The following is a 19,095-nucleotide window of genomic DNA, read 5'->3' on the forward strand; positions in this document are numbered from 1 at the left end:
AAGGTTAACATCGTCGTAAAATGTGCGCCCTACGCTGCGCGTTTCTATGCCGCGAGTGGAAAGCTCAACAGTCGGTCCTGCACCGGCACCAGTGCGCGTGCCCGGCTACCCACTGCGCGGATGATTTCGGGATGGTGGGCATCGAGCCCCCCGGTCAGCGCGCCAAAAGCGGGCAGGATGAGCTTTGTCGCACTCATCACGAAACAACGGCGCGCGACGCGACGGCCACGGGCAGTGACGCGCAATTTCGGGTGGAAATGGCCGGACAGTTCGGGGCGCGGGTCGTCGGGCTCGGCTTCGTGGCGCAGGATCACGCCGTCGACCCTCGCCTCATCGACAACCCGACCGCCGCAATGATCGGTCATCCCGGCATCGTGATTGCCCGCGATCCACACCCAGTCGGTGACTGCGGTCATCGCGCGTAATTGCAATTGCGCAGCGGGGCTGAGCCGCTCGCAGCCCTTCTTGTCGTGAAAGCTGTCGCCAAGGCAGTACAGCGTTTCGGCGCGGGTGATGGCCAGCAGATCGGCCACCTCACTCAACGTCGCCTCACTGTCGTAGGGCGGCAACATCTGTCCGAATTTGGCGAACCAGCTCGCTTTTTCGAGGTGCAGATCGGCGACGATCAGCGCGCGCTGCGCCGGCCAATAGAGTGCGCCCTGCGCCAACGCGGCGAACTCGACATGCGCGAACGGAAAGCGAACCATGCCTCCCCTTATTCGGTCAGGCAGCGCACCTGCAACTTGCAAACTGCGGGGGGCAGGAAGCGAACCTTCTTTTCCGCGAAATCGACCGACACGCGCCGAAACCCGCGCAGCGTGTCCATCCCCAGTAACATTGCGGGTTTTTGGGTCAGGCCAAAGCGCTTGAACGGGTGCGCGTCGGCAAAGGCGATGACGACGTTCTGAACATTGATCCCGCCGATCCGCACGCGTCCGACAGCCGCCACTTGTGCCGCCAACCGCCCGCCGGTCACGTCGACCAGTTCGGTGTTGAAGAACGCCATCCGACCGTTGCGCTTCGCGAGCAATTTGCGAAGCGGGCCATTGCCGATCGTATTCTGCGCCCCGGAATCGATGATCACGGTGACCGGCGTTCCATCGACATCGGCATCGACCAGGACCAGTTGACCGTAGCGCGAGCGCGCCGTGACGACGATCGTGTCATCGTCGAAATGCTCTTTTTCGCCCGCCGCGAGAACAGTCATCGTCCGCTTGCGGAAATCCATGACGATCCGGCGGCCCTTGAGAGTGTCGACCCCGAGCAGTCCTTGTGCGCCGATATTGGTCTGGTCGAGCGCCGCGGCGTCCACCTCGTCAGTGTCATGTCCGGCGATGCGGATCGTCGGCACGCGCACCGTCGATATTTCGGAGACCCCCGACATCGAGTGGAGGATCGCACGGCTGCCGGTTTTCAGGCCCAACCGGTCGGCGACTTCGTGCGACACGACGGTGCGGTCTGCGCCGGTATCGACGACGAAGTGATAGGGACCCTGGCCCGAAATCGTCACCGGCACGGTCATGCGCATCGCGTCGTCATTGGCGGTGGCGACCTGAGCAGTATGTTCAACCGGCGCCGTTTCGGGTGGCGCAGCCGCTAGGCTCAGCACACCGGCGACAGCGATCGAAAGGCCTCTCCCAAAGCTCATGTGACGGGCATGACAGATCGTGACGAAAGCGCAATCAATCCTCGCGCATCGCTTCCTCAGCCAAGGCTTCCGCCTCGATCAGCAATTGGTCGTCGGCGAGACCGGTGGCCACCCGTTCGCGCCCGATCAGCGTGAGAACCGGAACGGCCAAGGGTGTGACACGCGGCAAATCGACATGCAGCATCGTGTCTGCCGCACGGTCGAGCAAATTGCCCAGACGTCCGATGTCGGTCATTCTTCCGCGCGCGTCATGCCATGCGGCTTTCATCAGCAAGTGGTCGGGCTCGTAGCGGCGCAGCACATCGTAGATCAGGTCGGTCGAAAACGTGACCTGCTTGCCCGTCTTGCGTTTGCCCGGATGCTGACGCTCGACCAGCCCGCCGATCACCGCAACCTCACGGAACGCGCGTTTGAGGAGATGCGAGCGTTCTACCCAATCGACGAACTCGGTGTCGAGGATGTCGGCCGAGAATAGCGACGCGGGGTCGGTGATCTTCTCCAACCCATAGGTTGCAATGGCATAATCATTAGCGACGAAGCCGAGCGGTTTGAGCCCCAGCCGGTCCATCCTTTGCGTCACCAGCATGCCGAGCGATTGGTGCGCGTTCCAGCCTTCGAAGCTGTAGGCAACCATGTAATGCCGCCCCTCGCGCGGGAAGGTTTCGACGAGGAGTTGGCCGGGTCCGGGAAGTTGCGAACGGCGCGACTGGACTTCGAGCCATTCGCGAACATCGTCGGGGAAACGCGCCCATTCGCTTGGCGTATCGAGGAACGCGCGGACGCGTTCGGCCAAATTGGTGCTGAGCGGCATCCGCGCGCCGCCATAGGTCGGGATGCGCGCGGGGCGGGCGGTGGCGCGGACGATCAGATCTTCGGTGTCGATCTTTTCGACTTCGAGGCTCATGCCCGCGAAGAAGAACGTGTCCTTGTGGCTCAGCGTCGCAGCGAATGCTTCCTCGACCTTGCCCAGCTTTCGCCCATTCTTGAAACGGACATTGAGCATTGTCGCCTCGACGATGATCCCGGCGTTGAGGCGGTGTTGCGTCACGAATTTGGGATGACTGACGCGCCACATCCCGTCCTGTTCGGTCAGCCGCTTGAAGCGTTCATACGCCTTGAGTGCATAACCGCCGGTAGCAATGTAATCGAGGACGTTGCGAAACGCCGTCGCATCCAGCCCCGAATAAGGCAGCGCGCCCTGCAGTTCGGCGAGCATCGTCGCTTCCTCAAACGGCGCGGCGCAGGCGCAGGCCATGATGTGTTGCGCCAGAACGTCGAGCGCGCCAGGGCGGAAGATATCCTCATCCAGCGCGCCGGCTTCCACCGCATCCAACGCCGCGCGCGCCTCCAGATATTCGAACCGGTTGCCAGGGACGATGACCGCTTCCGAACTTTCGTCGAGCCGGTGATTGGCGCGACCGATCCGCTGGAGCAAACGCGACGACCCTTTGGGCGCGCCCATCTGGATCACACAATCGACGTCCCCCCAATCGACCCCGAGATCGAGGCTGGCGGTGGCGACGAGGCCGCGCAGGCGCCCGTCGGCCATCGCATTTTCGACCTTGCGTCGCGCCTCCAACGCCAGGCTGCCATGATGGATGCCGATCGGCAGTTGCAGGTCGTTCGCCTTCCACAAATCCTGAAAGATGAGCTCGGCAAGGCTGCGGGTGTTGCAGAACACCAAGGTCGTCTTATGCGTCTCGATCTCCGCCATCACCTGCGCGGCGGCGTAACGCCCCGAATGTCCGGCCCAGGGGACACGATCCTGCGGCAACAGGATCGAGATGTCGGGCGGCGCGCCATTCTCGCCCAGCACCAGGCGAACGCTGTCGATGTCGCCGTGCGGCGCGAGCCACGCGCGGTAGACGTCGGGGTCGGCGACGGTGGCCGACAGCGCGACGCGGCGCAGGCCGGGGGCGAGCGCTTCGAGCCGCGCCATGCACAAGGCGAGCAGGTCGCCGCGCTTGGTCGGCGCGAACGCGTGAACCTCGTCGATGATCAGCGTTTTCAGCCCCGCGAACATCATCAGGCTGTCGGGATAACTGAGCAGGATCGACAAGGACTCTGGCGTGGTCAGCAGGATGTTGGGCGGGCGTTCGCGCTGACGCTTGCGACGGTCCGACGGCGTGTCCCCGGTGCGCGCTTCGACGGTTATGGGGAGGCCGGCGTCTTCGATCGGCGCAAGGAGGTTGCGGCGTACATCGACGGCGAGCGCCTTGAGTGGGGAAACGTAGAGCGTGTGAAGCCCGTCAAACCGATCGCCCTGAGCTTGTCGAAGGGTCAGTTCGGATAACGTCGGCAAGAACCCCGCCAGCGTCTTTCCCGCTCCCGTGGTGGCGACAAGCAATGCGCTTTCACCCGCCCGCGCGGCATCGAGCATTTCGAGCTGGTGGCGGCGCGGTGTCCAGCCCTTGCCTGCGAACCAGTCGGCAAGTGCTTGAGGCAGGTGGGAATCGGGCGCCATCTCTCCCATATGGGGGGCATGCCCCGCTTAGGCCATTGGATCGAGCCGCATCCGCACGGCATTTACATTCCGCCCGCCGATGCGTGGGTCGATCCATCGCGGCCGGTCGATCGTGCGCTGGTCACGCACGGCCATGCCGATCACGCGCGTGGTGGGCATGGCAAGGTCTGGGCGACGCCCGCCACGCTGGCGATCATGGACACGCGTTACGGGGAACAGGCCGATCCGTGCGCGGTCGACTATGGCGAGCCGCAACGGGTGGGGGAGGTCGATGTGACGTTCCTGCCCGCGGGGCATGTCCTCGGTTCGGCGCAGATCCTGCTCGAATATGCCGGTGAGCGCGTGATCGTATCCGGCGATTACAAGCGTCGCAGCGACCCGACCTGCGTGCCGTTCAAGCCGACGCCGTGCGACATCTTCATCACCGAGGCGACGTTCGGCTTGCCGGTGTTTCGTCATCCCGAAGTCACCGACGAACTCGACAAGGCGTTGCTGGCACTGCGTGAGGAGCCGGAACGCTGTGTGCTGATCGGGGCCTATGCGCTTGGCAAGGCGCAACGGCTGATCGCCGAGTTGCGTGCGATGGGGCATGCCGATCCGATCTACATTCACGGCGCGATGCAGCGGCTGTGCGATTTATACCAAACATTCGGCGTCGATCTCGGCGAGCTAAGACCCGCGACGGGCGCGACCAAAGCGGAGATGGCAGGCCACATCATCGTCGCGCCGCCATCCGCGCTGCAGGACCGCTGGACGCGCCGCTTGCCCGATCCGATTACCGCGATGGCATCAGGCTGGATGCGTGTCCGCCAGCGCGCGGTGCAAAAGGGCGTCGAGCTACCGCTGATCGTCAGCGACCATGCCGATTGGGACGAACTGACCGCGACGATCGAGGAATTGCGACCTAAGGAAGTGTGGGTCACGCACGGTCGTGAGGACGCATTGATCCACTGGTGCCAGCTGCGCCAGATCAAGGCGCGGGCGCTGGATCTGCTCGGGTTCGACGACGAGGACGACTGACATGAAAAAGGGCTCGTCAGTTTCCTGACGAGCCCTTCAATTCACGCAGAAACGCTTAGGCGAAGCTGACAGTCGTCCGGCGGCGGCGCGCCGCGCCGCCGAGCAAGCCGAACCCGCCGAGCATCAGCGCCCATTCCGCCGGTTCGGGCAGATTGGTGACCGAGTTGATGTAGTTCGCGTTGAACTGCACCGGAGCGAAGCCGTTCAGCTCCCCGAACGTGTCGTTCAGCTTGTTGTCGATATCACCGCTATAGGGCTGCAGCCCAAAGGTCAGCCCGTAGGACGTCACCGACGAGATTTTGCCGTTCAAAAATTGCGGGCCACCCGAATCGCCGCCCGCGCTGCTGACTTCGCTCGCGCCGCGACCGGTGTTGCAATATTTCGGGCTCGCGGGGCCGCCAAAACCTTGCGTGACGAGCAAACAGGTCGAGTCGTTCTGAGCCAAGCCGTTGTCGAAATCCGAGATGTACGAGTGAGCAGTCTCACCCGTCGTGCCGCCGAAAAACGAGGCGTCGAGAACGCCCTGGAAGACCGAATCGCCCAGCCGGGTGTCGTAACGGTTATCGCCCTGACGCAGACGGCCCGTGCCGAGGTTCACGCCTACGCTGCCGCCCTGATCCGAACGACCACCATAACCCGCGATGTTGTAGTTGGCACCGACCAAATTGCTTGTCGTGTCGAGCCGGTAGCCGGTCGCAAAGGCGGGAGCGGCCTGCGCCAGCGTCACGATCGCGATGTCATGCGAATCGATGACGTCGCCGGTGTACAGCGGATTGACGCTGAATGCCGCGACGTTGATGCGAACGGCCCCTGCAGCAGGCGTGCCGGTCGTGCCGATGACGGCTTCGGGATCGGTGCCGCCGTAAAAGGTCGCCGTCGCCGAGATCGGCGTGATCGCGCCGTGGCCGCTGCTGACGCAGTGGCCGGCGGTGAGAACGTGGATACGGTCAGCGAGCAGCGAGCCCGAACAGATGAATTTACCAGCTGCACCTTCGTCGAGGATGAGCGCGACCACACCGCTATATTTGCTGTTGTCATAGCCCGGAACTGGCGAGTGAGCCCAATAGATCGGGTTGCCCATCATGCCCGGCGGTGTCGGCGGAGCCTGAGTCGCGGTCGAGGTCTGACCGATGATGTTGTTCTGCGCGGTCCAGGTCAGGCCGTTGGACGTGCCGGAAACCGTCTTGGCCCCCGCGGCGCTCGAAATAACGAGCGCGACGGCCGTTGCCGCCAAAACATTCATTTTCATATCAATCCCCAAACCCCTGGCCGGCCCCACCGCCGACTAATCTTGGAAGTGTGCTTATTCGTTAATCTCTCGTCAACCAAAAAATCGCGGATCGAAAACGCTTCGTGGTGGGACAGTTTGCCTTGGCGATCAGGCGGCCAACTTCCGCAAAACATAGGGCAAAATACCGCCGTTGAGGAAGTATTCGAGCTCGTTGACGGTATCGATGCGGCAGCGGGTCATGAACGTCTCGATCGTGCCATCCTCGCGGGTAAGCGTAACCTCGACATCCTGGCGCGGGCGCAGCTTGGCGACGTCCATGATCGTGAACGATTCAGTACCATCGAGCGACAGCGTCTTGCGGTCGGTGCCGTCGGCAAATTGCAACGGGACCACGCCCATGCCGACGAGGTTCGACCGGTGGATACGCTCGAACGACTCGGCGATGACGGCGCGCACGCCGAGCAACGTCGTGCCCTTCGCTGCCCAATCGCGTGACGACCCCGTGCCATATTCCTTACCCGCGATGACGATCAGGGGGGTGCCGTCGGCCTTGTGGCGCATTGCCGCGTCATAGATCGGCATGACCTCGCCATTATAAATTGTCATGCCGCCTTCGATGCCGGGGATCATCTCGTTCTTGATGCGGATGTTGGCGAAGGTGCCGCGCATCATCACCTCGTGATTGCCACGCCGCGCGCCATACGAGTTGAAATCGGCGCGGGTGACCTGGCGTTCCTGCAGCCACTGGCCGGCGGGCGAATCCGCCTTGATCGAGCCAGCGGGCGAAATGTGGTCGGTGGTGATCGAGTCGCCGAAGATCGACAGTGTGCGCGCCTCGACGATGTCGGCGACCGGCGCCGGGGTCATCGACATGCCTTCGAAATAAGGCGGGTTGGCGACATAAGTACTGCCTGCGCGCCACGCGTAGGTGTCGCTGCCCTCGATCTCGATTGCCTGCCAGCGTTCGTCGCCGGCGAAGACGTGGGCGTAGCGCGACATGAACATGCCGCGGTCGACATTGGCTTCCATAACTTCGCGTATTTCGGCGTTCGAGGGCCAGATGTCGCGGAGGAAGACGGGGTCGCCGTGCTGGTCCTCGCCCAGGGGGGTGGTGACCATGTCGGTGGTGACGGTGCCGCGCAGGGCGTAGGCGACAACCAGCGGTGGACTCGCGAGGAAGTTGGCGCGGACGTCGGGCGAGACGCGGCCTTCGAAATTGCGGTTGCCCGAGAGGACCGAGGCGGCGACGATATCGCCCGCGTTGATCGCGTCGGAGATCGGTTCGGCGAGCGGGCCGGAATTGCCGATACAGGTGGTGCAGCCATAGCCGACGAGGTTGAAGCCCATCGCGTCGAGGTCCGCGGTCAGCCCCGCCTTGGTCAGATAATCGGTGACGACCTGCGATCCGGGGGCGAGGCTGGTCTTGACCCACGGCTTGGGCTTGAGGCCGAACGCGCGCGCCTTGCGCGCAACGAGACCGGCCGCGACCAGCACGCTGGGGTTCGAGGTGTTGGTGCAGCTGGTGATCGCCGCGATGACCACGTCGCCATCGCCAATGTCGTGATCGGCGCCCGCGACCGGCACACGCTTGGGCGTGTCATGCTTATAGGTGGCGATAAGGTCGGCGTTGAATTCCTCATCCACGTCGGTGAGGAACACCTTGTCCTGCGGGCGCTTGGGACCGGCGAGCGAGGGTTCGACGCCCGACATGTCGAGTTCGAGCGTGTCGGTGAACACCGGGTCCTCGGCGCTCATTTCACGCCACAGCCCCTGCGCCCGGCAATAGGCTTCGGTCAGCGCGATGTCCGCTTCGCCACGCCCGGTCAGGCGCATATAGTCGGTGGTCTTATCGTCGATCGGGAAGAAGCCGCACGTCGCGCCATATTCGGGCGCCATGTTGGCGATCGTCGCGCGATCGGCGAGCGACAGCGCGTTGAGGCCGGGGCCGTAAAATTCGACAAAGCGCCCGACGACGCCCTTGGCGCGCAGCAGCTGCGTCACGGTCAGCACCAGATCGGTCGCGGTGATGCCTTCGTTGAGGCTGCCGGTCAGCTTGAAGCCGACCACTTCGGGGATCAGCATCGACACCGGCTGGCCGAGCATCGCGGCCTCCGCCTCGATGCCGCCAACGCCCCAGCCGAGCACGCCCAGCCCGTTGATCATCGTCGTGTGGCTGTCGGTGCCGACACAGGTATCGGGATAGGCGACCGGGCAACCGTCTACGCCGTCGGACACCCACACCGCCTGCGCGATATGTTCCAGATTGACCTGATGACAGATGCCGGTGCCGGGTGGCACGACCTTGAAATTGTCGAGCGCCTTCGAGCCCCATTTGAGGAATTCATAGCGTTCGCCATTGCGGGCATATTCGAGTTCAACGTTCTGTCCGAACGCCTGGGGGGTGCCGAATTCGTCGACCATCACGCTATGGTCGATGACGAGATGGACGGGGACGAGCGGGTTGATCTTGGCGGGATCGGAGCCGAGCGCGGTCATCGCGTCACGCATCGCTGCCAGATCGACGACGCAGGGCACGCCGGTGAAATCCTGCATCAACACGCGCGCCGGGCGATACTGAATTTCGCGCGTGGCGCGGGGATCGTCCTGCCACGCGACCATCGCCTTCAGATCGTCGATCGTGACGGTCACGCCGTCTTCGAAACGCAGCAGGTTTTCGAGCAGCACCTTCATCGAGAAGGGCAGCCGGTCGATATTCCCCAACTGCTCCGCCGCCTTGGGCAACGAGTAATAGCTCACCGTCCGTCCGCCGCACGTCAGGGTGGTGCGCGTTTCAAGGGTGTCCTGTCCAACGGCGGTCATGATGCGAATTCCCCGATTGTGCGTGTGCAAAATGCCTTAGCAAGCGACGCGGATGGGGCAAGGGCGGGCATCGGGACGTCAGCTATTGGTGGGAAGCCGACGAGCCGATTAGCGGGTTCTGGACGGACGATTGTCCGTTGAGATTATGGTCAGTCGCTTGCCCGTGCCAGAGCTGTTTAGAGTATCCCGCGTTACCAGTAGCGTTGCTCCCGGCGTAAGAATGCCGTCCAGTAAAAGGCGGAATTGCTCCGGCACACGAGCCCTTGCTCGCTCATCCGCTGTCATGCTTTGTGACGCGATGCCGTGCGGACCGGGCAAGGTCAGCCGCAGCCAATTATACCCGTGCGGGCCGATGCTGCTCAGTGTGAACGCGGCCGTTTCGATTACGGCTCCGTCTATTCCCAGATCACTTGCTCCGATCAGGATGCCATTTCGCAACACCACGATCCTGCGATCCCTTCCACTAACCACGATCGACACCGGGCCGGTCGGCGAAAGCTGCGGTTGCCACCAATACGCTGCGTTGGGCGTACTCGAACCTTTTGGATTGGCGGACAACAGTGTGGGGGTTGGGGCAATCTCGGGGACAGTAGCATTTTGAGTGACAACGACTGTCACGCCAGTTGTGGTCGCAGCGTAGAGCAATTTTGCGAAAGCAAGCGGCAAGCGGATGCAACCGTGCGAGGCAGGATAGCCCGGTAGCGGGCCGGCGTGGAGCGCAATGCCGTCCCAAGTCAGCCGTTGCATGAAGGGCATTGGGGCGTCGCTGTAGAGGTTCGATTTGTGTTCGACCGCTTTCTGCAAGATCGTAAAAATGCCCGTGGGCGTCAGATGCCCCTTCTTCCCGGTAGAAACCGTGGAGACGCCGATCGGAACGCCATTGCGATAGGCGTAAGCACGCTGTGTAGCGACGCTAACGATTACCGTGACAGGACCTTCGGGAGCGATGTCGGGCGCCCAAAGATATTGGCCCGGCTTGAGCTGCTCGATGACGCCATCCGCGATCGCAGGCGGATCAACCTGCGGCGGTACCCCGGCAGCGACGAGGACCAACGCAAGAGCCAGAAGTGATAGTTTGAACACATCGGGTCCCTTCGCGGGAGCACAACGTGTCTCTCAGTCGCTGTCAAAATGGTCAGCGATAGGGCTGCCTACTCGGCTTCGACTGCAAAAGCGATTGGCGGCAGCGTTAGGCCGTTACAACATAGCGTGTTATTGCAGACACATCACCTGAATTGCCCGCAAGCATCCCGTGACCGAGAGACGTTTTGCGCTCCCGCTTGCTTACAGGGAGCAAAGGCATGACCGCCGACTACAGCGTAATTGAGGGCAGATTGGATGGGCCCTCGGCCCCGTATTCCCACACCAGGCTGAAAACCCGCACCGGCTTCGAGTTTTACGTCAGGTCGGCTTGCCCGGCTGATGCTGAGGACTTGGGAGAACTGTTGGCAAACATCAGCGACGAAGACCGGCGGTTCAGGTTTCTCACCGCCGTGAGGAACATTCCGCCTCAAACGCTTTCACGCATGACAGCCGTCGATCACGAAAACACCGAAGATTTCTTTGCCTTTCACGATGGCATGATGATCGCGACGGCGATGATCGCGACCGCGACCAAGGGGTTAGATGCCGACCGATCTCGTGCGGAAGTCGCAATTGCGATCCACAACAAATTTAGAGGGAAGGGTATCGGCTGGGTAATGCTCGAACACGCCGTCGCCTGGGCGAAGGCAAAGGGCATCGCAGTAGTCGAGTCGATCGAGAGCTATGACAATCATGATGCGATCCAGCTTCAGCGGGAGATGGGGTTCTCTTCCCGTCCCTATCCCGGCGACGCCTCACTCGTGGTTATCGAAAAGCAGCTTGGATGAGCGCCTCAAAGAGAGTTCACCAAGAGAGCACGAACCTCCGCTATTGGGGCGTTAGCGGACACTCCGGAGACCCTCTCCGCGGCATTGGTTGGAGCAATATTTCACCTAGTCCCAGTCGCGTTGCCAGTTCTTGCGCCAGGCGAACGGACGCTGGCGTGCGATGCAAATCTTGATCGGCCAAGGCTATTTGCTTGGCCGTCCGCTGCCCGCCGCGGCGCTCCGCAGCCTGCTGGCGCAATAACGGCGGTCGTCGATCTCCATGTGGGTCAAAATGGTTCATATCGAGACGATGGGTCGCGCAATGCGGCCGAGCGGCCCATGTTCGAATCGATTTGAACGTGTTAAGCCCTTGGCAAGAAGGTTTTTAGGGGTGTTTCGATGAAACTTGGCGTGTTTTTCCTGGCTGCCGTGATCGCAACCCCTGCCGCTGCGGTCACATACGATCCGCATGCCGATTTCTCGACCGCGGCCAATCCGAACGGTGCTTATAGCTATGGCTATGAGACCAGTCTGGGCGGGGCGTTGACGCTGTTCACCAACGGCGGCGCGGCGAACGGCCAGTCGCAGACCTGGACCTCGCCTGCGGTCGATCAGTATCTGGGCGTCTACAACCCGGCGACGTCGATCCTGCAGCATCCGGGGCAGTCGGGACAATATTCGATCCTGCGCATCACGCTGGGCGCGGGCAGCACGTACACCATCAATGGCGGCTACGGTAACGGCGACAATGCCAGCACCGACGTGCACGTTCTCGCCAACGGGGCGTCGCTGTTCAGCGGCGCGATCAACGGTGGCGGTTCGTCTTCGAACTTCAGCCTGAAGCAGTATTTCGCCGCCGGCACGACGATCGATTTCGCGGTCGGCAATGGCGGCAACGGCTATAATAACGACAGCACGCTGCTCAGCGCCTCGGTGGCGTCGGTTCCCGAGCCGGCGAGCTGGGCGATGATGCTGGGCGGGTTCGGCCTGATCGGCGCCGCGACGCGCCGTCGCGTTCGGGCGGTGGCAACCTACGCCTGAGCATTCCCTATTCTGACCGAAAGGCGTCGCCGGTTGGTTCCGGCGGCGCCTTTTTCATGTCGGGCGTCGAGCAACCCTCGTGCGAAGGATCGAGTGTCGCCGTCGACGGGTGCGGTGCTCAGGCGGTGTTTATGGGCTTCGGGCTGATCGCGTCGACCGGCACTTCGAGCGTGTAGATGAACCCGGCGGGGTTATAATCGAGCTGCACGGCACCCTTTAGCTGTTGACCCAGCGACGACATCATCCGCGTTCCGAAACTTCGCCGCGTCGGTTCGTTGACGCGCGGGCCGCCGGTTTCGGTCCATAGAAAGCGAAGACGACCGTCATGCTGTTGCCAGGCGATGTGGACCTGGCCTTCCGGCACCGACAGCGCGCCGAACTTGGTGGTGTTGGTGCACAGCTCGTTGAGGGTCATCGCAAAGGCGATCACGGAGTTGGACGAAATCGGAATGGTGTCGCCGGTGATGACGAACCGGCCGCTGCCCTGATCGAACGGTTCGATGGCGCTGCGCACGGTGCTTTCGATCGTCGCGTTGGACCAGCTGACCTGGATCAGCAGGTCGTGCGCGCGGCCAAGGGCTGCGAGCCGTCCGTCGATGGCGGCATTGGCGTGCGCCAGGCTGGTCGCGGTCCGGATGCTCTGATTGGCGATCGCGCTGACGGTGGCCAGCGTATTCTTGATCCGATGATGCAATTCGGCGTGGATCAGATCCTGAAGCTTGTCGGCGGCTTCGCGTTCTTCGGCGTCGATACCGGCCTGGACGAGCAGCGCCTTGGCATCGATCCCGGCCTGTTCGAGCGCGAGTTTGAGGCTGTCGTTCTCGGTCGTCAACGCGTCCTGGAGCGGCTGGTTCTCGTCGATGATCAGCTGTTGTTTTTCGGTGTTGTTGACCGTTTCCAGATGCAGCGCCTGCGCATCGATGCCCGCCTGTTGCAGTTGATCGCGCAGATCGCGATTCTGTTCGGTCAGCGAAATGTCCGCCGATTGGAGCGACGGCACCACCTGCAACACCCCGGCACCGACCATATCCTGCAGCTGTGCGACCATATGGCCAGCCTCGACGGGCTTGGCGAAAAAGCGGCTGTCGGCTGGCTTGTCGGACTCGGTCGGCCGGACCTGGCCCGACACCAGGATGATCTTGATGTGCGGCCAGCGGTTGTGCACCGCATGCGCCAGCTTCAGCCCATCCATCGTTCCCGGCATCTGGATGTCGGTAAACAGCAACGACACATCGTCGCGCGATTCCAGAATCTCGATCGCTTCATCTGCGCTGACGGCTTCGAGCGGCACGAACCCGGCGTCTTCGACAATGTCGACCGCGCGCATCCGCAGCAGCATTTCATCCTCGACCACCAAAACGATCGGGGAAAGTTCAGGTGTCGTCATTCGTGATTCCTTCGACCGCGCAGGTTTGTCAGCTTCGCTTTGTGACAAGTAACCGTCGGCGGCGAAAGCGCGACGTGTGACGTGCCCCCGCGCCGGCCGCCCCCCGTCATTGATCGACTAACGGTGCGCGCTCCACGCCAAGCGACGGACGTCGCCGGTGATCAGACGGCCCTTAAAGGCTTTCCGGACGCGATCGGCAGCCGCGCCGGTGGTCATTACGACGCGGGTGCCGCCCGACAGCAGCGTCTCGATCGCACTGATCGGCAGCGACAGCTTGTCGCATTCGGCACGCACGTCGGCCTCGGTGCCCTGGATGTTGATGGCGCGGGATGACGGCACCTCGTTACGCATAGCGCTTTCCGACTGACGCCAGGTCATGAGCAGGCGATCAGGAGCGTCGCGAGGCCGGCAGCCGTGCGGCTGGCGACCATGGCGAACCGATGGCGGGCCGAGAGGTTATTGAGGTCCATGCGTTCGATCCCGAGATGTAAGCGGGAGCGCAACGGTCTCTCAGGCGCAGACGCTTACCCGACGGGATGCTGCGATATGGCCATGTAGCACATCGCTGGCGTCTTTGACAGGATGTGGGGAGGTCGTCAGCCGCCATCCCTGCCGCCCTGTCCGCGGCACCGGTCGGAACAATATTTTACCTGGTCCCAATCGCGTTGCCATTTCTTGCGCCAGGCGAATGGACGCTGACATGCGACGCAGATCCTGGTCGGCAGATTCGGTTTTTTATGCGCCATTTGCCGCCAACGCGCCGGGCGTGACATCGCGGCAACTTGTCATCGGGGCGGCGCGGCCATAAATTGCGGGCTTCCCGAAATCGATCACATCCCAAGGATTACCATTGGCCTCGTTCAAAGTCCCCACGTTTCAAGACCGTACCGACGCAGCCGCCAAGGCCAAGCAAAAGGCGCTCGACCGGTTGAAGGCCAAGCCGCCCGTCGACGAGGCGCTGGCGGCGCAGCAGCGCGCGGCGTGGGAGCAGCGTCAGGCCGCGCTGGCCGAGGAACGCGCGGTCAAGGCCGCGGCGACCGCCGCCGCCAAGGCCGAAAAGGCGGCTGCCAAGGCCAAGGAGATTGCCGAAGCGGCGGCTGCGGCCGAGCTGAAGGCGGCGCGGTTGAAGCCGCCGAGCGCGGCGGAGATGAAGGCGGCGCGCGATGCCCGCTATGCGGCACGCCAGGCGCGGAAATAACTTGGCCGCCAGCGGCCGCTATGCCTGACGCTTACGAACATGGCCGCCGCGACGGATTGCGGCTGGCGCTGGCGGTGCTGGCGGCGGAAGAAGCCAAATGGGCGGCGCTGCTCGGCGACAGCCGGTCGGGCCGCACCAATTATACGCGCCAGGTCAGGCACAAGGCGCTGCAGGTGGCGCAGACGCGGGTGCAGACCGTACTCAATCGATTGTCGCCCAAGGACGATCCGGCGGTGAGCGCCGAATTGCTGGCGGCGATCGCGGAGGCGGGGCTTTAGGCCGCCTTCCGGCGGCGCAGGGCGAGCAGATAGGTCCCGACCGCCAGCGCAGCGAAGATGAACCACTGCACCGCATAAGCGCGGTGATTGTTGGGGATTTCGTCGAGCGACGGCGGTGCGCTGGGCTTCAGGCCCGGCGCCGGGGTGGTCGCGACGAGGCGATAGACGTGCTTGGTGTCGGGGGCGAGACGCCCTTCGACCGGGCCACCGCTCCACACTGGATTTTTGGCATCGCGTGACCATCCGGCATCGACCGACAGGCCCGGCCCTTCGGCACCGGTGGCGCAGCGCGCGATGTGGCTCCAGCCGGCTTGATCGGCGGTGTTGCGCCCGGCCTTGGCCTCCCAGCCGGTGACGCGCAGGCAATAGCCGCTGGCCCGGCGGAACAGCGGCGGGTTCTTCGCGTCGGGAACATTGGGCAGCGCGATTGCGGGGAGGTTGGTGTTGGCCGCGTAAGTCGCCAGCAGCCCTTCCTTCCACCGTGCGCGGTGCAACTGCCATAGGCCGAGCCAGATCATCCCGGCGGCGGCGAGCGCGACAACGATCGTCGGGATCAGCGGCAGGCGTTTCACTTGATCCGCCCTTCGCGCGCGGCGTTGCGATATTCGCTGGCAATCAGTGCAGACTTGGCGATGCGCAGACCCCAGACGACCAGCGCCAGCGACAGCGCGGGCCAGATCAGCGCGTGAACCCACCAGGGCGGGCTTGCCGCCAGTTCAAGCGCAATCGCGCCGACGACGATCGCCGTGCCGATGATCAACGTGAGGAATGCGGCGGGGCCGTCACCGACGTTGAAAGCGGTGAAGTCCAGGCCGCACGCGCTGCAGCTTTCGGCGAATGCGATCAGCCCTTTGAACAGGGTCTTGGCGCCGCAGCGCGGGCAGTTGCCGCTCACGATCCACCGTTCGTGCTGAGGAGGGGCTGGGCCTGTCGAAGACCCGTCTCGAAGCACCAGTGCAGCTCCGGCCCTTCGAGACGCCATTTCGACAAGCTCAATGGCTCCTCAGGGCGAACGGAATAGCGTGTCAGCCGCCGTGGATCGGCGCGCCCCAGCCGCCCCAGACATAGATGCTGATGAACAGGAACAGCCACACCACATCGACGAAATGCCAGTACCAGGCGGCGGCTTCGAAACCGAAATGCTGGCGCGGGGTGAAGTCGCCATTGTACGTGCGCTTGAGGCAGACGGCGAGGAAGATGGTGCCGACGAGGACGTGGAAGCCGTGGAAGCCGGTCGCCATGAAGAACGCTGCGCCGTAGTTCAGCCCTTTGAACGCGAATGGCGCATGGGCATATTCCCACGCCTGAATGCAGCTGAACAATGCGCCGAGGCCGATGGTCCACCACAGGCCGGCCTTCAGCCCCTGACGATTGCCGTGAATCAGTGCGTGATGCGCGTACGTCACCGTGGTGCCCGAGCACAGCAGGATCAGCGTGTTGAGCAAGGGGAAGGCGAACGGATCGAGCACTTCGACGCCCTTGGGCGGCCAATGTCCGCCGACGACATCGACCGTCGAGGGGAAGAGCGAGAAATCGAACCACGCCCAGAACCAGCCGACGAAGAACATCACTTCGGACGCGATGAACAGGATCATGCCATAGCGCAGATGCAGCTGGACGACCGGCGTATGGTCGCCCGATTTGGCTTCGCGAACCACGTTGGTCCACCACTGCAGCATGGTGTACAGCACCGCGGCGAGGCCGATGAAAAAGACCCAGCCGCCGCCATTCGGATGGCCGACATGCCCGCCATGCATCCACATGATGCCGCCCGCCGCCATCGTCAGCGCAGAAAATGCGCCGATGATCGGCATCGGATCGGGAGCGAGGATGTGGTAATCGTGGTTCTTGGCGCCGGACATGGTCTTACCCTGTAGTTGCGTTTGTTGAGTCCGCCCTAACCAGCCTTGGGTTGGTCGGCAACGGGATAGAAGGTGTAGCTGAGCGTGATTTCCGACACGTCGTTGGCGTCGGGATCGTCCAGAATCTTGGGATCGACGTAATAGATCACCGGCATCCGCGCGGTTTCACCGGGCGCCAGCGTTTGCTGGGTGAAGCAGAAACACTGGATCTTGGTGAAATATTTGCCCGCCTGAACCGGGGTGACGTTGAACGTCGCGGTGCCGGTGACGGGTCGCGAACCGTTGTTGTGCGCGATGAAGATCGCCTGTTCGCGCTCACCGATGGTCACGCCCTGAGTCTCTTCCTCGGGCTTGAACGACCAGGGGATGCCGGGGGCGTGATTGGCGTCGAAGCGGATCGTCATCGTCCGGCCGGTCACTGCGCCGGGGGCACGAAGCCCGCGCTGAGTGGTGCCGTTGAGCCCCGTCGCCTGACAGAACAGGCGATAGAGCGGGACGCTGGCAAAACCGAGGCCGACCATCGCCAGCGCGATCGCCGCCAGCATCATCGCCGTGCGCTGTTTGGGATCGCGCGCCAGCACGTTCATCCCGGATGCCCGATCCGCGCCAGAGTGATGAAATAGAATAAGGCGCACATCGCGATCAGGGCGATGGCCGTGGCGATCGAGCGTCCCTTGCGGCGGCGGTTGAACTCGGGGTCAGTCATACGAATTTGTCCACGACGAGCGCCGCGAACAGCGCGAAAAGATAGATGATCGAATATTTGAACAGCCCGCGATCGGCCCGTGGCACCCGGCGCCACACCCGCACCGAAAGCAGGAAAAAGGCGGATGTGAGGACAACCGCAATGCCGGCATACAGCGCCCCGGCCATCCCGATCACCGGCGGGATCAGCGCGCAGACGGCCATAGGAATAGTGTACAGCACGATCTGCCGCCGCGTCGCGACTTCGCCCGCGACATTGGGCAGCATCGGAATGCCCGCCGCTTCGTAATCGGCCTCCATGAACAGCGCCAGCGCCCAGAAATGCGGCGGCGTCCAGAAGAAGATCAGCAGGAACAGGATGACCGGCAGCATGCTGACCTGGCCCGTCGCCGCGACCCAGCCGATCAACGGCGGGAAGGCGCCGGCGGCTCCGCCGATAACGATGTTCTGCGGCGTGCGCGGTTTGAGCCAGATGGTGTAGACCACCGCGTAGAAAAAGATCGAAAACGCCAGAATCGCCGCCGCCAGCCAATTGAGCGCAAGGCCCATGGTCAGCACGGCGAAGCTGCCGAGGCCGACGCCGAAATGCAGCGCGGCCTGCCGTTCCATCCGCCCGCCGGGCAACGGCCGTTTGGCGGTGCGTTTCATCTTGGCGTCGAGATCGGCTTCCCACCACATGTTGAGCGCGCCCGACGCGCCGGCAGCCAGCGCGATGGTGAGGATCGCAGTGAAGGCAAGCGCGAAGGGCAGATGCACCGGCGCGACCAGCAGGCCGCAAATCGCGGTAAACACGACGAGCGTCATCACGCGCGGCTTGGTCAGCGCGAGGAAATCGCGCCAATCGGCGGGGAGGGCTGGAGTGGCGAGGGTGCTCACGCCCGCGCCCATAGAGGCTTTAGTCCGGCTCGACCACTGCCCAGATCGGAAGGTGGTCGCTGGCGTGGCGGGTCTTGAGGCTGTGATGCACGCCCGCCTGTGTTACTTTCAGTCCGCCGCCGACCATGATCCGGTCGAGTCGCGCCATCGGGCGGCGCGCGTGAAAGCTGGGGCCGGTCGCCGCCATGCGATAGCTGTGTGCGAAATCGCGGAGGCAGCCGCCGGTCTGAGTCCATTCGTTGAGGTCGCCCATCAGCACCACGGGCATTTTGTCGCGCGTATCGACGGCATCGATGATCGCGCGCGCCTGACGCCGCCGCTGCAGGCCCGACAGATCGAGGTGCATGCCGACGACGCGGAACGGCGCACCGGCGATTTCGAGATCGGCGATGACCGCGCCGCGCGGTTCGATGGTCGGCAAATCGATATGCGCATGTGCGGTAATCTCGATGTCGCGCCGGACGAGGATGGCATTGCCGTGCCAGCCGATGCCGCCATCGCGGGGGCTGAGCGGCACGTGCCGATATGGGGTGCAGCGCGCGATCAGTTCGGGCGGCAGCGCGGCTTCCTTTGCGCCGAAGCGGCGGTCGGCCTCCTGCAAGGCGATCACATCGGCATCGATTTCGTTGAGCACGTCGAGGATGCGTTCGGGACGGCGCAGGCGATCGGTGCCGACGCCTTTGCGCATATTGTAGCTGGCGACCTTGATCATGCG

At 63.3% G+C, this 19,095-nt stretch carries 22 protein-coding genes; 5 read left to right on the forward strand and 17 right to left on the reverse strand.

Annotation, left to right across the window (positions count from 1 at the left end; genetic code table 11):
• Positions 1-44: 44 nt before the first annotated feature.
• Genes pdeM through ACM9ME_RS07000 form a run of 3 tightly spaced genes read right to left on the reverse strand, consistent with a single transcriptional unit; the run spans position 45 to position 4,112 of the window.
• Positions 45-707, reverse strand: coding sequence for a ligase-associated DNA damage response endonuclease PdeM (gene pdeM, locus ACM9ME_RS06990; protein WP_415642733.1), 663 nt, complete (start codon positions 705-707; stop codon positions 45-47).
• Between the two features lie 8 nt (positions 708-715).
• Positions 716-1,648, reverse strand: a complete 933-nt coding sequence (locus ACM9ME_RS06995) for an aspartyl protease family protein (RefSeq protein ID WP_415642734.1) — start codon at positions 1,646-1,648, stop codon at positions 716-718.
• Positions 1,649-1,682: 34 nt separating this feature from the next.
• A complete protein-coding gene (locus ACM9ME_RS07000) occupies positions 1,683-4,112 on the reverse strand; it encodes a ligase-associated DNA damage response DEXH box helicase (protein WP_415642735.1) in 2,430 nt (809 codons plus the stop codon).
• A gap of 18 nt (positions 4,113-4,130) precedes the next feature.
• Here ACM9ME_RS07000 and ACM9ME_RS07005 point away from each other — a divergent pair, with 18 nt between their 5' ends.
• Positions 4,131-5,132, forward strand: a complete 1,002-nt coding sequence (locus ACM9ME_RS07005) for a ligase-associated DNA damage response exonuclease (protein WP_415642736.1) — start codon at positions 4,131-4,133, stop codon at positions 5,130-5,132.
• Positions 5,133-5,187: 55 nt separating this feature from the next.
• Here ACM9ME_RS07005 and ACM9ME_RS07010 read toward each other — a convergent pair whose 3' ends face one another.
• The 3 genes from ACM9ME_RS07010 to ACM9ME_RS07020 form a co-directional block, all read right to left on the reverse strand.
• Complete coding sequence (locus ACM9ME_RS07010) at positions 5,188-6,381, reverse strand: trypsin-like serine protease (RefSeq protein ID WP_415642737.1); 1,194 nt, start codon at positions 6,379-6,381, stop codon at positions 5,188-5,190.
• Positions 6,382-6,510: 129 nt separating this feature from the next.
• Positions 6,511-9,183 carry an aconitate hydratase AcnA gene (gene acnA / locus ACM9ME_RS07015; RefSeq protein WP_415642738.1) on the reverse strand — a complete coding sequence of 891 codons (2,673 nt, stop codon included), beginning with the start codon at positions 9,181-9,183 and terminating at the stop codon, positions 6,511-6,513.
• Positions 9,184-9,291: 108 nt separating this feature from the next.
• The gene (locus tag ACM9ME_RS07020) at positions 9,292-10,266 is read right to left on the reverse strand and encodes a L,D-transpeptidase (RefSeq protein ID WP_415642739.1); all 975 of its coding nucleotides are present in this window, start codon (positions 10,264-10,266) and stop codon (positions 9,292-9,294) included.
• Positions 10,267-10,484: 218 nt separating this feature from the next.
• Here ACM9ME_RS07020 and ACM9ME_RS07025 point away from each other — a divergent pair, with 218 nt between their 5' ends.
• On the forward strand, positions 10,485-11,054 hold the full coding sequence (locus ACM9ME_RS07025; protein WP_415642740.1) for a GNAT family N-acetyltransferase: 570 nt from the start codon (positions 10,485-10,487) through the stop codon (positions 11,052-11,054).
• 105 nt (positions 11,055-11,159) lie between these two features.
• On the opposite strand, the gene ACM9ME_RS07030 is transcribed toward ACM9ME_RS07025, so the two are convergent.
• Complete coding sequence (locus tag ACM9ME_RS07030; protein WP_415642925.1) at positions 11,160-11,228, reverse strand: DUF2256 domain-containing protein; 69 nt, start codon at positions 11,226-11,228, stop codon at positions 11,160-11,162.
• Between the two features lie 204 nt (positions 11,229-11,432).
• Here ACM9ME_RS07030 and ACM9ME_RS07035 point away from each other — a divergent pair, with 204 nt between their 5' ends.
• Entirely contained in the window at positions 11,433-12,074 is a 642-nt protein-coding gene (locus ACM9ME_RS07035) for a PEPxxWA-CTERM sorting domain-containing protein (RefSeq protein WP_415642741.1), read from the forward strand.
• Between the two features lie 118 nt (positions 12,075-12,192).
• Here ACM9ME_RS07035 and ACM9ME_RS07040 read toward each other — a convergent pair whose 3' ends face one another.
• The 3 genes from ACM9ME_RS07040 to ACM9ME_RS07050 all read right to left on the reverse strand — a co-directional run bounded on the left by ACM9ME_RS07040 (position 12,193) and on the right by ACM9ME_RS07050 (position 14,207).
• Entirely contained in the window at positions 12,193-13,461 is a 1,269-nt protein-coding gene (locus tag ACM9ME_RS07040) for an HWE histidine kinase domain-containing protein (protein ID WP_415642742.1), read from the reverse strand.
• Between the two features lie 117 nt (positions 13,462-13,578).
• Positions 13,579-13,812 (reverse strand): hypothetical protein, encoded by a 234-nt coding sequence (locus tag ACM9ME_RS07045; protein WP_415642743.1) that lies wholly within the window; start codon positions 13,810-13,812, stop codon positions 13,579-13,581.
• 245 nt (positions 13,813-14,057) lie between these two features.
• Positions 14,058-14,207, reverse strand: a complete 150-nt coding sequence (locus ACM9ME_RS07050) for a DUF2256 domain-containing protein (protein WP_415642744.1) — start codon at positions 14,205-14,207, stop codon at positions 14,058-14,060.
• A 104-nt stretch (positions 14,208-14,311) separates the two neighbouring features.
• Between ACM9ME_RS07050 and ACM9ME_RS07055 the strand changes: the two genes are divergently transcribed.
• Complete coding sequence (locus ACM9ME_RS07055; RefSeq protein WP_415642745.1) at positions 14,312-14,659, forward strand: DUF6481 family protein; 348 nt, start codon at positions 14,312-14,314, stop codon at positions 14,657-14,659.
• A 20-nt stretch (positions 14,660-14,679) separates the two neighbouring features.
• Positions 14,680-14,937, forward strand: coding sequence for a hypothetical protein (locus ACM9ME_RS07060; RefSeq protein ID WP_415642746.1), 258 nt, complete (start codon positions 14,680-14,682; stop codon positions 14,935-14,937).
• Here the strand turns inward: ACM9ME_RS07060 and ACM9ME_RS07065 are convergent.
• The 7 genes from ACM9ME_RS07065 to ACM9ME_RS07095 all read right to left on the reverse strand — a co-directional run bounded on the left by ACM9ME_RS07065 (position 14,934) and on the right by ACM9ME_RS07095 (position 19,092).
• Positions 14,934-15,509, reverse strand: a complete 576-nt coding sequence (locus ACM9ME_RS07065) for an SURF1 family protein (protein WP_415642747.1) — start codon at positions 15,507-15,509, stop codon at positions 14,934-14,936. The two genes, ACM9ME_RS07060 and ACM9ME_RS07065, sit on opposite strands and share 4 nt — an antisense overlap.
• The gene (locus tag ACM9ME_RS07070) at positions 15,506-15,832 is read right to left on the reverse strand and encodes a DUF983 domain-containing protein (protein WP_415642748.1); all 327 of its coding nucleotides are present in this window, start codon (positions 15,830-15,832) and stop codon (positions 15,506-15,508) included. Before ACM9ME_RS07070 ends, ACM9ME_RS07065 begins: the two co-directional genes overlap by 4 nt.
• 130 nt (positions 15,833-15,962) lie before the next feature.
• A complete protein-coding gene (locus ACM9ME_RS07075) occupies positions 15,963-16,799 on the reverse strand; it encodes a cytochrome c oxidase subunit 3 (RefSeq protein ID WP_415642749.1) in 837 nt (278 codons plus the stop codon).
• Between the two features lie 35 nt (positions 16,800-16,834).
• Entirely contained in the window at positions 16,835-17,386 is a 552-nt protein-coding gene (locus ACM9ME_RS07080) for a cytochrome c oxidase assembly protein (protein WP_415642750.1), read from the reverse strand.
• On the reverse strand, positions 17,383-17,505 hold the full coding sequence (locus tag ACM9ME_RS07085) for a hypothetical protein (RefSeq protein ID WP_415642751.1): 123 nt from the start codon (positions 17,503-17,505) through the stop codon (positions 17,383-17,385). Before ACM9ME_RS07085 ends, ACM9ME_RS07080 begins: the two co-directional genes overlap by 4 nt.
• Positions 17,502-18,392, reverse strand: a complete 891-nt coding sequence (cyoE, locus tag ACM9ME_RS07090) for a heme o synthase (RefSeq protein ID WP_415642752.1) — start codon at positions 18,390-18,392, stop codon at positions 17,502-17,504. Before cyoE ends, ACM9ME_RS07085 begins: the two co-directional genes overlap by 4 nt.
• Positions 18,393-18,399: 7 nt before the next feature.
• Positions 18,400-19,092, reverse strand: coding sequence for an endonuclease/exonuclease/phosphatase family protein (locus tag ACM9ME_RS07095; RefSeq protein ID WP_415642753.1), 693 nt, complete (start codon positions 19,090-19,092; stop codon positions 18,400-18,402).
• Positions 19,093-19,095 lie beyond the last annotated feature (3 nt).

Source organism: Sphingomonas antarctica, assembly GCF_965137005.1.
Taxonomy (GTDB): domain Bacteria; phylum Pseudomonadota; class Alphaproteobacteria; order Sphingomonadales; family Sphingomonadaceae; genus Sphingomonas_O; species Sphingomonas_O antarctica.

What these genes read in the sequence shown, in the direction of transcription:
- pdeM (WP_415642733.1), bottom strand. Translation starts at nt 707, where the DNA reads ATGGTTCGCTTTCCGTTCGCGCATGTCGAGTTCGCCGCGTTGGCGCAG.
- ACM9ME_RS06995 (WP_415642734.1), bottom strand. Translation starts at nt 1,648, where the DNA reads ATGAGCTTTGGGAGAGGCCTTTCGATCGCTGTCGCCGGTGTGCTGAGC.
- ACM9ME_RS07000 (WP_415642735.1), bottom strand. Translation starts at nt 4,112, where the DNA reads ATGGCGCCCGATTCCCACCTGCCTCAAGCACTTGCCGACTGGTTCGCA.
- ACM9ME_RS07005 (WP_415642736.1), top strand. Translation starts at nt 4,131, where the DNA reads ATGCCCCGCTTAGGCCATTGGATCGAGCCGCATCCGCACGGCATTTAC.
- ACM9ME_RS07010 (WP_415642737.1), bottom strand. Translation starts at nt 6,381, where the DNA reads ATGAAAATGAATGTTTTGGCGGCAACGGCCGTCGCGCTCGTTATTTCG.
- acnA (WP_415642738.1), bottom strand. Translation starts at nt 9,183, where the DNA reads ATGACCGCCGTTGGACAGGACACCCTTGAAACGCGCACCACCCTGACG.
- ACM9ME_RS07025 (WP_415642740.1), top strand. Translation starts at nt 10,485, where the DNA reads ATGACCGCCGACTACAGCGTAATTGAGGGCAGATTGGATGGGCCCTCG.
- ACM9ME_RS07035 (WP_415642741.1), top strand. Translation starts at nt 11,433, where the DNA reads ATGAAACTTGGCGTGTTTTTCCTGGCTGCCGTGATCGCAACCCCTGCC.
- ACM9ME_RS07040 (WP_415642742.1), bottom strand. Translation starts at nt 13,461, where the DNA reads ATGACGACACCTGAACTTTCCCCGATCGTTTTGGTGGTCGAGGATGAA.
- ACM9ME_RS07045 (WP_415642743.1), bottom strand. Translation starts at nt 13,812, where the DNA reads ATGCGTAACGAGGTGCCGTCATCCCGCGCCATCAACATCCAGGGCACC.
- ACM9ME_RS07050 (WP_415642744.1), bottom strand. Translation starts at nt 14,207, where the DNA reads ATGGCGCATAAAAAACCGAATCTGCCGACCAGGATCTGCGTCGCATGT.
- ACM9ME_RS07060 (WP_415642746.1), top strand. Translation starts at nt 14,680, where the DNA reads ATGCCTGACGCTTACGAACATGGCCGCCGCGACGGATTGCGGCTGGCG.
- ACM9ME_RS07075 (WP_415642749.1), bottom strand. Translation starts at nt 16,799, where the DNA reads ATGTCCGGCGCCAAGAACCACGATTACCACATCCTCGCTCCCGATCCG.
- ACM9ME_RS07080 (WP_415642750.1), bottom strand. Translation starts at nt 17,386, where the DNA reads ATGAACGTGCTGGCGCGCGATCCCAAACAGCGCACGGCGATGATGCTG.
- ACM9ME_RS07085 (WP_415642751.1), bottom strand. Translation starts at nt 17,505, where the DNA reads ATGACTGACCCCGAGTTCAACCGCCGCCGCAAGGGACGCTCGATCGCC.
- cyoE (WP_415642752.1), bottom strand. Translation starts at nt 18,392, where the DNA reads ATGGGCGCGGGCGTGAGCACCCTCGCCACTCCAGCCCTCCCCGCCGAT.
- ACM9ME_RS07095 (WP_415642753.1), bottom strand. Translation starts at nt 19,092, where the DNA reads ATGATCAAGGTCGCCAGCTACAATATGCGCAAAGGCGTCGGCACCGAT.